General features: G+C 47.6%; 9 protein-coding genes. 7 read left to right on the plus strand and 2 right to left on the minus strand.

Annotated features, from left to right (window positions below):
- The 7 genes from V2H45_RS10815 to V2H45_RS10845 all read left to right on the plus strand — a co-directional run.
- Positions 1-818: response regulator (locus V2H45_RS10815; RefSeq protein ID WP_330483656.1), on the plus strand; the 818-nt coding region annotated here is incomplete at its 5' end.
- 49 nt (positions 819-867) lie between these two features.
- A complete protein-coding gene (locus V2H45_RS10820) occupies positions 868-1,227 on the plus strand; it encodes a response regulator (protein WP_330483657.1) in 360 nt (119 codons plus the stop codon).
- Positions 1,228-1,277: 50 nt separating this feature from the next.
- Positions 1,278-1,640: a response regulator transcription factor gene (locus tag V2H45_RS10825; protein WP_330483658.1), complete on the plus strand. Its 363-nt coding sequence runs from the start codon at positions 1,278-1,280 to the stop codon at positions 1,638-1,640.
- Positions 1,641-2,129, plus strand: a complete 489-nt coding sequence (locus tag V2H45_RS10830) for a chemotaxis protein CheW (RefSeq protein WP_330483659.1) — start codon at positions 1,641-1,643, stop codon at positions 2,127-2,129.
- Between the two features lie 76 nt (positions 2,130-2,205).
- A complete protein-coding gene (locus V2H45_RS10835; protein ID WP_330483660.1) occupies positions 2,206-5,022 on the plus strand; it encodes a methyl-accepting chemotaxis protein in 2,817 nt (938 codons plus the stop codon).
- A 213-nt stretch (positions 5,023-5,235) separates the two neighbouring features.
- The gene (locus V2H45_RS10840; protein WP_330483661.1) at positions 5,236-8,121 is read left to right on the plus strand and encodes a hybrid sensor histidine kinase/response regulator; all 2,886 of its coding nucleotides are present in this window, start codon (positions 5,236-5,238) and stop codon (positions 8,119-8,121) included.
- A 5-nt stretch (positions 8,122-8,126) separates the two neighbouring features.
- Positions 8,127-8,654, plus strand: a complete 528-nt coding sequence (locus tag V2H45_RS10845; protein ID WP_330483662.1) for a chemotaxis protein CheW — start codon at positions 8,127-8,129, stop codon at positions 8,652-8,654.
- Between the two features lie 267 nt (positions 8,655-8,921).
- Here V2H45_RS10845 and V2H45_RS10850 read toward each other — a convergent pair whose 3' ends face one another.
- Both V2H45_RS10850 and V2H45_RS10855 read right to left on the minus strand, forming a co-directional pair.
- On the minus strand, positions 8,922-9,845 hold the full coding sequence (locus tag V2H45_RS10850; protein ID WP_330483663.1) for a hypothetical protein: 924 nt from the start codon (positions 9,843-9,845) through the stop codon (positions 8,922-8,924).
- Positions 9,846-10,087: 242 nt separating this feature from the next.
- Entirely contained in the window at positions 10,088-13,723 is a 3,636-nt protein-coding gene (locus V2H45_RS10855; RefSeq protein ID WP_330483664.1) for a WD40 domain-containing protein, read from the minus strand.
- Positions 13,724-13,737: the final 14 nt, after the last annotated feature.

Below are 13,737 nucleotides of genomic sequence, written 5' to 3' on the forward strand. Positions count from 1 at the left end.
CCTATAACTTTGGGGGCTTTTTTTCTACCCTAAACTTCTCAAACACGCTCTTAGTGAGCAAGCGTTTGCAATCTTGGCAAGAGATGGGGCCAACCCTGTTTTCACCCTATCAATGCCCCTATCTAGTTAGCCAAACCATCGCAGAAAAGCGAATGCCCGCTGATACCGTCCAAAGGTTGGGGCGAATGCTTAAAGGATTTAATCTGCGGCAATTAGGAGCCATGCTTGGTCGAGACGATCTAGCCGTTGCCAAGCAGTTGTTGCCATTGGTTCGCGATGGCGCAGTTTTACTCCGAGATCCTGTCTCGCCCTTTGACTTGCTTCCGCGATTCCATCGGTTAGCTCCAGAAAAAAAAGCAGAAAGTTTTGTAGAGGAGGAATCAGCAGGCAGTAATGTCAGCCAAGATCAAGATTTTGACAGCATAACCCAATCCTTAATTAAGGAAAAGGCGAAAACTTGGAAGATTGCCTGTGTGGATGATAGTCAGGCAATGTTAAATGAGATCGAACGTTTACTAGGTGGTGAAGAATATGAGGTCTCTTTAATCAATGACTCACTCAAAGCATTGATGAAATTAGCTTCTATTCGTCCAGACTTGATTTTGCTCGATGTTGGCATGCCCAATGTCGATGGCTATCAACTTTGTACGCTAATCCGCAAAACCCATATTTTTAAGGAAACGCCTGTGGTGATGGTAACTGGACATAAAGGCTTGCTCGATCGCGCTAGGGCAAGAATGGCAGGGGCAACTGACTATCTTACCAAACCCTTTACCCGCGCCGATCTGCTCAATATGGTCATGCGACATTTAATCTAAACAACTCGTTAAAAATCTCACAAACTAAAAATAAAGGATCGAAATCATTATGACGACCGTTCTCGTAGTTGAAGATACGCCTTCCCAGCAAGAGCTAATTGTGAGCTATCTGATCGAAGCTGGGTTTACAGTGATTACTGCGAGTAATGGGCAGGAAGCTCTCAAAAAAATTGCAGGTAAAAGTCTGGATGTGGTGCTAACCGATCTGGTAATGCCCGATATGAGCGGACTGGAACTCTGTCGCAATCTCAAAAAAAATCCAGCTACAAAGGATGTGCCCGTTGTTGCCTGTACTTCTAAAAATCAAGAGCTAGATCGATTGTGGGGAATGAAACAGGGGATTAACGTTTATATCACTAAGCCCTTTACGCGAGAAGATATCCTACGGGCAGTTCGTTCCGTTGTATAGGTTCTTGGGTAAATCCAGTAAATTTAGCTAATTAGCAAGAAGGTAAAAAGATGATAACAGTGATGGTAGTTGATGATATACCTTCAGCGCGGGAATTAGTCAGCAATTACCTACGCGAAGCTGGGTATCAGGTAATCAGTGCTGTGGATGGTCAAGAAGGCTTGCAGAAATTTGAGCAGTTGAAGCCCCAAGTTGTAATTACCGATTTAGTCATGCCAGGTATGAGTGGCTTGGAACTGTGTCGCGCCATTAAAAAGAGCGAACAAACAGTGCCCGTAATTGCTTGCACTTCCAAAAATACAGAGTTAGACCGAATGTGGGGATTGAAGCAGGGCATTAACATCTATCTCACCAAACCTTTTAAACGAGAGGAGTTATTGAAAGCCGTGCGATCGCTAACAGGAGAAGAATAGATGGCAAACCAAGTTATCGAATTAACTGAAAAACGAGTTTTAGAAGTAGCGGGACTACCCTATTTAACTTTGCAGTTGGAGCCAAAGTTTACTGTGGCGGTTCCCTTGCATCAGGTGCAAGAAACATTTGTCGCACCTAGAGATCGCTTGACTTTACTCCCCAATATGTCCATGCATGTCTTGGGTTTGATCGCCCATCGCAGCATGGTGTTTTGGGTGATCGATCTGCCCCAGTTGTTTGGGTTAGGGCTATTGGAACCGAGTTCGCGAGAGTATCAGATTGCAGTTCTGAGATCGGCGGATGGAGAGCCGTTAGGAATTGCTGTGGAGGCAGTAAAAGATGTGATCCGACTGACCTTAGAAGAGATTTCCTCACCCGATGGAATTGTCGAGCCTAATTTAATGCCCTATTTGGAGGGTTGTGTAAGTAGATCTCAAGGAAATTTATGGGTACTTAATGCAGAAAAAATAACATCTCATTCTGCATAATTTTAGAACTTCCAAAAACCTGATTTACTTGCTTAGTTCATTACTGCTTAATTCATTACTTAAAGGGAGAGAACCTATGTCATCTACGAAACAAAGAGAGTCTGAGCCTCAAACCTCAAACCTGAATGGAGCCAGTAATCGTGCTGCAAATCTATCCGATCCAAGGCCTACCTTAGTCCCTCGCAACTTTAGAGTAAACAAGAGAAATGTGATTAGCCGTAAGTCTCTTGGTTCTCGTCTGTTTGTTTGGGTACTTAGCGGCGCTCTGGTTGGAATTGGTGGCATATCGATACTTTTTTATCAGAGAATTGAGAAAGCCGCAGTAAATGATGTGAAAACATCCCTTGACATCCAAGCCTTTGAGGTGGAAATCCAACTTAATCAAGTCAAAGAGTTTACTGAAAGTTTAGCCGCCTCCAGCCGTTTCACCTATAGGAATGGAGAGAGAAGACTAGAGGCTTACAAGGCTTTAGTGTTTGAGTTTTTCAATAAGCGCCCCGCCCTAGCAATGGCGGCTGGTATTGGTCAGACTCCCTATGGGATTTTGCCAAAGCAGGAATGGTTTTGGCCGTACTACTATGTCGATCAGGGGAAAAAAGAACAACAAGGGACTCGCCTTCCTGCGCCTTTTGATAAAGTCTTTTATTCAGAGCTTTTTAAAGATGATAATTACCCTACCCAAAACTACTACAAACAGCCCGTTGCCGCAAACAAACCCCTCTGGACTGAAACCTATCCATGGTACGGCGTTACCATGACAACCTACCTTGCGCCTGTAAGGAACGACGAAGGTAAACTGATCGCGGTAGTTGGTACGGATGTGAACGTTACCACGATCGCAGAGGGTCTCACCAACGATAAGGTCTATCAGGATAGAGGTTACTTTGCCTTAATCAGTGAGGAAGGCAAGATGCTGGCATACCCACCCGATCTCCAAAGAGCGATCGAACGGGTCGATTTCAAACAGATTCCCGAATTTGCCGCGATCGAAACACAGCTAAAACAAGGGAAAGAAGGTTCCATTCGATCTGGAGGCAATCTGATCTATTACAAGCGGTTGCCCAGTACAAACTGGCTCTTTCTGGCGATCGTTCCAGAATCTGTCATTTACACGCCTGTGCTGATCACAACCTTAAGCAGTGCCCTTGGTGTGACGCTTTTGCTAGCAATTATTGTGTTGCTCTTTGTCCGAAATCTCAACAAGCGGCTGCAACCAATTTTGGATGAATGTAACAAAATGGCTGCCACAGACGATATCGCGAACGACTCGACCAAAGACAGCGATGAAATCGATCGCCTGTCCAGTTCTTTCTTTAATCTAGTTGGGCAACAAACCAATCAGTTAGAACAGCAAACGAGAGAAGCAAGACAGCTAGGGATTTTGGCAACCATTTCTAGAATGCGCGATATTATGGGGCTGGTAGAGCCTTTTGAGCAGCTTTTGGCTGAAATCAGGGCAGAGCTAAATTGCGATCGCTTGGTCGTTTATCAGTTCAAGCCCGATTGGTCGGGTGAAATCAATGCCGAATCAACGATTCCAGGTTTACCCAGTGCCAAAGCAGAAGAATTTCACGATCCTTGCATCGGTCAAGTATTAATCGAAGCCTATCAAAAAGGACGGATTGTCGCAAACAATGACGTCTATAATGCGGGCTTCCATCCCGATCATTTGGCATTGATGCAGCGCTTGCGGATCAAGTCCAATCTTGTCGTTCCCATTTTCCGTGCGGGTGAGCTAACTGCATTATTAATTGCCCATCACTGTAACAACCTACATCAATGGCAAGAATCAGAAATCGAACTTCTCAAGCAAAAGGCATTTAGTATTGGGCAAGCCCTAGGCGGTTTGGGTCTTTTGGAGCAAAAGGCTGTAACCGAGTTGGAAAAGCAACGCAGTCAAAAGATTCAGTCCGATCTTTTCAGCCTACTTAACGAAGTTGAAGGCGCTGCCAGTGGAGATCTAACGGTTCGCGCTCAGATCAGCGATGATGAAATTGGGATTGTTGCTGACTTTTTTAACGCGATTATCGAAAACCTGCGGGATGTTGTAACGCAGGTAAAACAGACGACGGCTAAAGTGAATACCTCGATCAGTTCCAATGATGTGGCGATTCGGGGTCTGGCTGAAAGTGCAATGCTCCAAGCCCAACAACTCGACGATGCGCTGCAATCCGTAGAAAAGATGACCATATCGATTCAAGATGTGGCACGCAATGCCAAAAAGGCATCCGATGCTTCAAGTACGGCGGCAAATACTGCAGAATCAGGCAGTCAGGCGATCGAGCGATCGGCAGAAAGTATCTTGCAACTGCGGCAAACCGTGGCAGAAACAGCGAAAAAGGTGAAACGACTGGGTGAAGCTTCACAACAGATTTCCAAAGTGGTCGTGCTAATCGATCAGATTGCGCTCAAGACCAACATGCTTGCCGTGAATGCCAGTATTGAGGCAGCCAGAGCAGGTGAAGAAGGTAGAGGCTTTGCCGTAGTTGCCGAAGAAGTGGGTGCTTTGGCAACACAGTCAGCTACAGCTACGAAGGAAATCGAACGGATTGTTTCCAATATTCAACAAGAAACCAGTGAGGTGGTAGAAGCAATGGAAGCTAGCACCGAGCAGGTTGTGGCTGGTACGCAACAGGTAGAATCAGCGCGAAAGAGTCTCGGACAGATTGTGGAAGTATCGCGGCAGGTTAATGAGCTATTCCAAAGTATCTCAGGGGCAACTGTGTCTCAGGTACAGACATCAGAGGCGGTGAAAGCATTAATGCAAAATCTCGCTACGATGTCTCACCAATCATCCAAAACCTCGCGGGATGTGTCTGAAGCGCTACAAGACACAGTGGGTGTTGCTAACCAACTGCAAGCATCCGTCGAAACATTTAAGGTTGAAGCCTAGGCTTCGACTCAGTTCGACATCGATCGCTGACCTTCACTCAGCCTAGAGTGTATTCCCCCCCTTAATTCCCCCCTGCACTAGCCGCGAAGCGACTTCCCGCAGGGTAGAGGGGGGAAACTTAAATCCTCAAAAACGCTCTGGCATGGAAAAAGGAATAATGTTCTGATGCAAAGGGAATGGATAGCAAAATCGCTTAGATTAGGATAGCCAACTATGGTAGATGCGCAAGAGTGGAAAATTCGATTGCAATTTCTTGACGAAGCCCGCGACTATCTAAATGAGATCGAATCGGAGGTGATCGGGATGAGCGATCGCGGCTTGCAACGACAGTCAATCGATAAGGTGCTACGCGCAGCGCACTCGGTCAAAGGAGGCGCTGCGATGATGGGGTTTGAGTCGCTCAGCGAGATTGCCCATCGCCTAGAGGACTCATTTAAAGTTCTGCGCGTCGGTAAAACTGAGTTAATTACTGGCGAAGTGGAGGGACTTTTTCTAAAAGCGCTCGACACGATGGGGCAGGTGGCGGTCAAGAACAAACAACAGATCGCGATCGAACCGATCTGGTTAGAGGAAAATGCTTTGCCAACCTTTGCGCGACTGCAAGAACTGCTAGGCGAACTGTCCGCTCAAGATGAAACTGCAGCTCTTTCTGCCGAAGTAGGACAGGATATGCGACTCCTGATGTTTGAGACAGAGGTAGATGCCTGTCTGCAACGCTTAGAAGGAGTGATTGCCGATCCTGATACGAAGGTACTGCGGGAAGAATTTGCGATCGCCAGCCAAGAACTCGGTTGTTTGGGCGAGATTCTAGACCTACCTCCCTTTGTCTCGCTCTGTAATGAAATTACTGAGACGCTTGAAGCCAATACCCACGATCTGCATGAGGTAGCAGTGGCGGCTTTAGATATTTGGCGGCGATCGCAAGCCCTAGTATTGGTTAGCCAATTTGCCCTCCTGCCATCTCAGTTTTTCATATCCCCTCTGAGCGATCGAACGCTAATAGAAGCTGAGAAGACAGAAGTTGAGAAGTCGGAAGTTGAGAAGTTAGAGGTTAAGCAATCAGAGAATTTAGCGATACCCAATCAAGCCGAGAAGATTGAGGTTCCGTCACCCCAACTCGCACCACAGCTACCAACTGAACCCACCACAATCGGCGATGACTCCGATGAAGCCACTGTGCGCATTCCCGTGAGATATCTCAAAACCCTTACCAATCAAATTGGCGGACTCAATGCCGAGCGTAGCAGTATGCGTTTGCAACTGCAAAGAATGCGCGATTTGGTGCAGTTATTTGGTTTACGTGTCAATGGTCTGGAGCAGTCCAATACCCAACTACGGGAGACCTACGATCGCGTTGCCACCTCCTATGAGCCACTGGTTGCAGTTTCTGAGCGCGATCGGCTCAGGAGCTTCAGGAGCAGTGAAAGTGAGGATTCTTCGAGCTTTGCCAATCGGTTTGACCTACTTGAGATGGATCGCTATAGCGAAATGCATCTACTCTCTCGCGAAATCATGGACAGCATCGTGCAACTCCAAGAAGTTTTTGGTGACATCGATACGGCTCTTAGCGATACCGAAGGAACAGAACGCGAACTGGGACGCGCCGCCGTTCAACTGCAAAAAGCGATCGCTCAAGTACGCATGCGTCTGTTAGATGACGTTCTCAGTCGATTTCCCCGCATGTTACGAGAATTATCCTTGGCGCATGGCAAGCAAGTAGAACTTTTCGTGCGCGGGAGTTCCACCCTCGTCGAGCGCTCGATCTTGGAAGTGCTCGAAGCGCCATTATTACATCTAGTTCGCAATGCCTTCGACCACGGTATTGAAGACCCTGACACCCGTGTCAAACGCGGCAAGCCCCCCAAAGGCAAAATCGAAATCGCGGCAGGCTACCGTGGTAATCAGATCGTAATTACGATCGGCGATGATGGTGGCGGCATCGATCTCACCAAAGTCCGAGCGAAAGCCTTGGAAATGGGATTGAGCCAAACCGAAGTCGATCGCGCCAGTGACTCCGACCTATTCGATTTAATTTTTGAGCCAGGATTTAGTACCGCCGATCGCGTCACAACCCTCTCAGGGCGTGGCGTAGGTATGGATATCGTGCGTTCCAACCTGCGATCGATTGGTGGCAATGTGATTGTGGAGTCCGTACTAGGGAAAGGTACCGTATTTGTCCTGACCATTCCGATGTCGCTGTCGATCGCCCGCGTACTCTTGGTTGAGAGTAGCGGCTTAATGATGGCAATTCCCACCAGTGCGATCGAGGAAATGCTACTCCTCCGATCGCTAGAAATTACGCCTAATCCCCAAACTATGAATGGCAAAACGCAAGAAGTATTCGATTGGGAAGGCTACGCCGTTCCACTTTTACGCCTGCGCGATCGCTTAAATTTTGCCCGACCCCAACAGCAGATCGACAGCATTATCGAGCCCATTATTGATGAGCCCCTCGCCTTGGTTACAGCTCCTAATAACATCCCCTTTGCCTTCCAAGTCGATCGCTACTGGGGCGAACAAGAGGTCACAACCCGCACGGTGCAGGGACATCTCCCTCTGCCAGAGGGCTTTTCTGGTTGTGCAATTTTAGGCGGTGGACGGATCGTGCCTTTGCTCGATCTAGATAAACTACTGGAATGGTCGTTCTCTACAGATGCCGTGCCTAGACAGACTCAATCGCTGTTTTTTGGCAAGCGCGATCGCCGCACCACCGTGATGGTTGTTGACGACTCGATTAATGTTCGTCGCTTCCTTGCTATGACCCTCGAAAAAGCAGGATTTCGGGTCGAACAGGCAAAAGATGGTCAAGAGGCGATCGAAAAGCTACTGGCTGGAACCAATGTCCGCGCTGTGGTCTGCGATATTGAGATGCCGAGGTTAGATGGGTTTGGGTTCTTAGCCCAGTCCCGCGCTCACGATGCCAGTAAAGATATCCCGGTGATCATGCTGACCTCACGTAGTGGCGCTAAGCACCGCGATCTGGCGATGCGGCTGGGCGCATCTGGCTATTTTTCTAAGCCCTTTAAAGAGCAAGATTTATTACGTACATTGTCTCAACTCACGATTTCAGTTTCATCTAGTTCATCTTCTCAAAGCTAATTATTATGGCTTCACTCTCCTCTTTGCGATCGCGCCGCGCCTCTGACCGCCAAGCTCAGGTTTCACAACAGTATGTTGCGTTTCGTCTGCGAGCTGCCTGGTTTGTATTGCCTGTGACGGCTATCTATCGCGTCCTGCCCCTTGAGAATAAAATATTACCCAAAGTGACATTTGAAGGGAAATCCATTCCAATCGTCGATGCGGGAAGATTGTTGTTTGGCAAAGAACCTGTCAAACCTGCTGCTCCTCTAGTGCTAGGCGGTTCGGCGGTTGCAGAGCAACCATCTCTTTTCGTGATCCAATCTGGTGATGGTGTGATGGCGTCTCTGCCCAGTAATTCTCAGCCTGGGCTCCTCAGACTTTCTCAAGATAAGTTAATGACCTTGCCACCCCAACTCGCTCAACGCTGGCAGGTAGACTTTATGGCAGGGATGATTCAGCCAACAGCAGAACGCCCCGCTCTATTTGCGATCGATCCCGATCGGTTTGTGGCGATCGCAAACGGACTAAACCCACATTCTTCAGGCTTATAGGAATCACAAAAAACAATATTTTACCTGAGTTTGGGTTAAGGATTTCGGAACAAATCAAGCCGACTTGCTGGAACCGAACGGTTTGATCCCCCTGCCCGATAGGGCATCCCCCTTGAAAAAGGGGGACAAGTAAGTTCTCCCCCCTTTTTTCAAGGGGGGCTGGGGGGAATCCTTGGGATGTATAGCGTTTCAGGTTTTCTTATCCCGAACTGACGTTATTTTGATGCCTCTATCTGTGGAATATGGGTTGATTCAGCCTACATCAAATTAGAAAAAAGCCACTCTGGAATCAAAGCCCTGTTTTCTCATCGCCGCATTTAATGCTTCCGCACCTGTGCGATCGGGATAGCCTTGCACTTCAATGTATGGCCCGCGATTAGAGGTTCTCACTTGAGCATTCGGAGAAACCATCTTAGCCCGTTGTAAAACCACATAGGAAGTGGTCGGAATAATCACAAAGTAGCGATATGGATTAGGAATAGCCGTGGGAGTAGGGTCGATCGCTGCGGTTGGAGGTAACGTAGTGGGGACTGGCGTAACAGGAATTGGCTGCACTGAACGATTGATTTCAATGGTTCCACCTGTTTGCTGGTCTATGCTCGTCGTAGGTACGCCAGGAAGCACATTACTATTTTCAATTTGAATGGGTTGTACGTTGGCGATCTGCTGCATACCACCCGTGTTGTTGGGATCGGTAGGTATTGAAGATGGAATGCTAGGTGTAGTTGGAACCGATGGTAATGTATTGGGAAGTGGCGCAGAAACCACAGGAGTTGTCGATTTAGGCGTTGTTGCTACAGGAACTGCGGAAGGAACTGTTGGAAGCGCACTGGCAAATTTTGTCGATACAGGTTTAACCTCAGGAGATAGACCTGCTTGTCTAAGTTGATCGGCTTTTTTTTGGGCTAAGTTCATATTATTAAACCGACCAATCTGCAGCACCTTCTGACCAGAATCTAAACGGCTAAAAAAGGCGTCGGGCGCGATCGCCTTAACCTGTGGCATGACTGTAGGGTTTACGTTAGCTAGGTAAACAATGTATTGACTAGATGGCGTATAAGCCGTTGGTGTTGATGATGTTGATGGTGTAGGGGTTGTGGTCGGTACTAATGCAGCATCATCAGGGAAAGATGAAGAATTTTGCGCGATCGCAGGGGTAGCGATACCGCAGGATAGTGATGCTAACCCCAAGGAAAATGCAATAGATAGCGGAGTAAGGTGTTTTCTCAACATAAAAATCAATGCCGTTGGCGTGAATGAGCCTACTAACTGTGTGGGAGCGATCGCGAAGCGAAAGTTGGGCGAGATTATATCACATTTTATGTATTATGCAATAGCAATATTTTGCATGTTCTTCCAAATTGGCTTTATTTGCCGAATTAAAGATATTCGTGGCTTAGTAAGGTTTATATTTCGCCGAAATCTTTCTGGCTCTAGGGAATATCTTTGCAAAGCAGGTCGCGCTCTTTTTGCGTTACCGCACTACTGTTTTTTAAATAATTTCGCACCCAATTGCAGGCAAAGGTATATTCATCGAGTTGCGAAATCTTGTCCAGATGCCACACGATGACGCGGCGATCGGTGCCAGCCGAAGCGATCGCTTTGCCATCAGGGCTAAAGGCAACAGTTTCTACCGTACCCTCATGTTCTGTGAGCGTTCTCACCAGCGTGCCATCAAGTTGCCAAACCTTAACCGTTCCATCGTAAGAGGCAGATGCGAGTTGCTGACCGTCGGGACTAAATCCCACATCTGTCACGCTGGCTGCGTGGCTGGTGTTGGTTAAACCTGTAGCGCGATCGCTGAACGTTCTCACGAAAGTCCCATCTTTTCGCCAGAGCTTAATCGTATTATCACTAGAGGCAGAGGCGATCCAATCGCCATTGGGGCTGAACTTCACGGAGGTAACGCCAGCCTTATGCTCGGTCAATGTTTTAAGTAAAGTACCATCTGGATTCCAAAGTTTAATGGTCTTATCTCCCGAACCAGACAATATCAGTTTGCCATCGGGACTAAAGGCTACACTGTTGACAGCACCTTGATGCCCTAAAAGTACCCTAGGAAGATCGATAAACTGTCCTGAATCATCTCTAGTCCAAAGTTTAACCGTATTATCGATACTCCCCGCCGCGATCGCCTTGCCATCAGGACTGAAAGCTGCTCCTCTCAAGCCAATTTTGGCATCAAGCTGTTGAATCGAACCATCGCGTCGCCGAACTTCAACTTTCCCTTCTCGAAATGCCATCGCAATTTGCTTGCCATCAGGGCTAAAGGCTAAACCCGAAATTGCCATCCAATTAATAAACTCTTGATGGGGCTTGAGATTAAAATCTCCCCCCGTTTCGCGCTGCCAGAAGTTCATCCGCATATCCACAGAGACAGAGAGCAACTGGGAATTATCTGGTGCGAATGCGATACGGAGAATCACATCTGAGTGACTGGAGAGGATATCCCATAAGGGGCGATGGGGTTGCCAAAACCTTGCCGTGCCATCATCAGAGGCAGAAGCCAACCATTGACCATCGGGACTAAAAGCAAGACCTTGAATGTTGGCTTGGTGTCCGTAAAAGCTTTTATCTAAGCCCCCTTCTACCTGCCACAGGCGCAACGTTTTGTCCGCGCCGCTGGTTGCCATCCATTTGCCATCAGGACTAAAAGCGATCGCTTGTACCTTCGATTCATGGCCGATAAATTGTTTTAACCGTTTGCCATTCATATCCCAGATACTCACATTGCCATCCACAGAAGCCGTTGCAAAGGTTTGGCTATTGGGACTGAATGCGATCGCAAAAATCGGGCCTCTTTCTGTAGGGAACTCCGCGATCGAGCTGCCATCGGTTCGCATCAGTCTGGTGTTCGGTGGTGGCGTTGGTTCGTCCGACGATTCAACTTGAGCGGCAGGGTCAGTGGTTTGCAATCCGCGTTTGCGGCTGGGCAAAATAGGCGCAATCGAAAGGATAAATTGTCCATCTGGACTGAATGTAGCTAATAAGCTTGGTGGTAGTTCCTTAACTAGCGTTCCATTGATATCCCATAGTTGGGTCTTGCGATCGCTATTGATGGAAATAAGCTGTTGTCCATTGGGGTTAAACTCAACTTTTTGGAAAGGAAAATCGCCATTAATCGTTCTCACAAGCGTACCGTCGGGTCGCCAAAGTTTTATGGTCTTATCCGCTGAGGCTGTGGCAATCAGCGTGCCCTCGCGATTAAATTTCACAGAATAGACGATTCCTTGATGTCCTAGCAAATCCTTGATAAGTTTGCCATCAGGCTGCCATAGTTGAACTCTGCCATCTACGCTAGCCGTGGCAATTCGTTTTCCATTGGGGGCGATCGCCACATCCCTAACACCCACACCCACAGATAGGATGTTAGTCTCGGTAATGCCATCTACAATTTTTCGTAAGATAGTTTGGACTTTTTGAGTTAGTTCGAGATCGGGAATTCCTACATTTTTAAGTTTGGTTCTCGCCTCAAGTGCTTGGAGTAAAGCTTCTAGCTGACGATGGGAATCAAAATTCCCTGAAGCGGAAGAGATTAAGGCTTCAACCTCACTCGTTCGAGCTTTAACGGCGCTAATTTTGGCTTCGTCCCCACTCTGGCGAGCTTGGCGATATTGCAGAAAGGTCGCAATCCCCAAGCCCACAGTAGCCAGTAGGGCGAGGCTAACTGTGCCTAAAAACCATCGTTGCAAACGCATGTTTTTTTTCACTGCAATCAGTTGTGCTTCCACGGCCTCAGTTCTTTCTGCCTCCAATGCCTGTTGGACTTGATGGCGATCGCTCTCCACCGAAGAGGCAATAAATTGATAATCCAAATCGCTCAACCATCTTCCATGAGCCCATGCTTGCGCTTCCCGCAGTGCCTGACCGCGTAACAACCGCGATTCATCTTGGCGATCGGAGAGTACCCAGCGATCTAGCATTTGAGAATAGGGGCGCAGGTTGTTCAGTTGCTGCTGAACCCAATCGAGATTGAATACTTCCGCATATATGCGATTTTTAACACAAAGATGACCGCCATCTTTGATGATTAAGCCCGATAGGATTAGTTCGACTTGTTCGCGGCTATCATCGGCAGGAACGGCAGGTGATTTACTCGTGCTAGATTGCAGTACCTGCTGATAAATTCCCAACAGTCGCCCCGAAAATTCGCGATGGTTGAGAATGCGATTGCGAATCGTCCTCAAATGTTCGGGTTCGTCTTGAGATTCCCACGATTTAAGCAATCTCTCTCTCACCATATTCTCAACCCAATAGGCCTCAGTACCAGGGGGAATGGTAAGCTGCCCGCTAACGGCATCTTGACTGTAGCCGATCGCAAGCTGGCATAACTTTTGCGTTAAAAAGGGCTGCCCTCCCGTCCAATTTAAGATTTCCTGAAGTACGATCTGGGCATTTCCTTCCTGTACCACCAATCCCTGCGCTAGGGGTTGCGATTCCTCTAGGGTGAATCCGCTCAAGGCGATCGCTTTGCCCAAATTAAAGGCAGTGCGCTTACGATCGCGAATTAAATCGCCGGGAGTCGCCACACCAAAGATGGCAAAGTTGATGCGCTTATATTCTGGCGCGATCGCACGTTGGTTATAGCAAAAACGGATAAAGGCAAAAAAATCATCCACGGGAAAAGGCAGACTGAGAATGCTATCGATTTCGTCAATAAAGATAACGATCTTTTGGTCGGGTATTTCATTGAGTAGGACATCATCAATAAATCGACTTAAGCGCTGCAATAGGGAGAGATCGCTCTCATCATTCCACCAAGTCTTTAAATCGAATTTTCGTAATGGTTTAAACCCTCGCCATAGGTCAGTGACAATACCTTTGTACCATTGCAATGGCGTAATATTGTCGCTACCAATATTGGTCATATCCACAACCGTACAGGCATAGCCCTCCTGTTGAAGACGGTGACGGGTGCGAACGAGTAACGATGATTTTCCCATCTGACGCGAATTGAGTACAAAGCAGAATTCATCTTGTTTGAGTGCTTCGTAAAGGTCGAGATCGGACTGTCGAGTTATATAGCTGTGATTGTTACTGGTTAGACTTCCACCCACCTGGTAATACATCGATTTGCCTCACT

Source organism: Tumidithrix elongata BACA0141 (assembly GCF_036349135.1).
Classification (GTDB): Bacteria; Cyanobacteriota; Cyanobacteriia; order Pseudanabaenales; family Pseudanabaenaceae; genus Tumidithrix; species Tumidithrix elongata.

Bases quoted from the DNA above. Each gene is read 5' to 3' on its own strand.
- V2H45_RS10835 (WP_330483660.1), top strand. From the start codon at position 2,206: ATGTCATCTACGAAACAAAGAGAGTCTGAGCCTCAAACCTCAAACCTG.
- V2H45_RS10820 (WP_330483657.1), top strand. From the start codon at position 868: ATGACGACCGTTCTCGTAGTTGAAGATACGCCTTCCCAGCAAGAGCTA.
- V2H45_RS10830 (WP_330483659.1), top strand. From the start codon at position 1,641: ATGGCAAACCAAGTTATCGAATTAACTGAAAAACGAGTTTTAGAAGTA.
- V2H45_RS10825 (WP_330483658.1), top strand. From the start codon at position 1,278: ATGATAACAGTGATGGTAGTTGATGATATACCTTCAGCGCGGGAATTA.
- V2H45_RS10840 (WP_330483661.1), top strand. From the start codon at position 5,236: ATGGTAGATGCGCAAGAGTGGAAAATTCGATTGCAATTTCTTGACGAA.
- V2H45_RS10855 (WP_330483664.1), bottom strand. From the start codon at position 13,723: ATGTATTACCAGGTGGGTGGAAGTCTAACCAGTAACAATCACAGCTAT.
- V2H45_RS10845 (WP_330483662.1), top strand. From the start codon at position 8,127: ATGGCTTCACTCTCCTCTTTGCGATCGCGCCGCGCCTCTGACCGCCAA.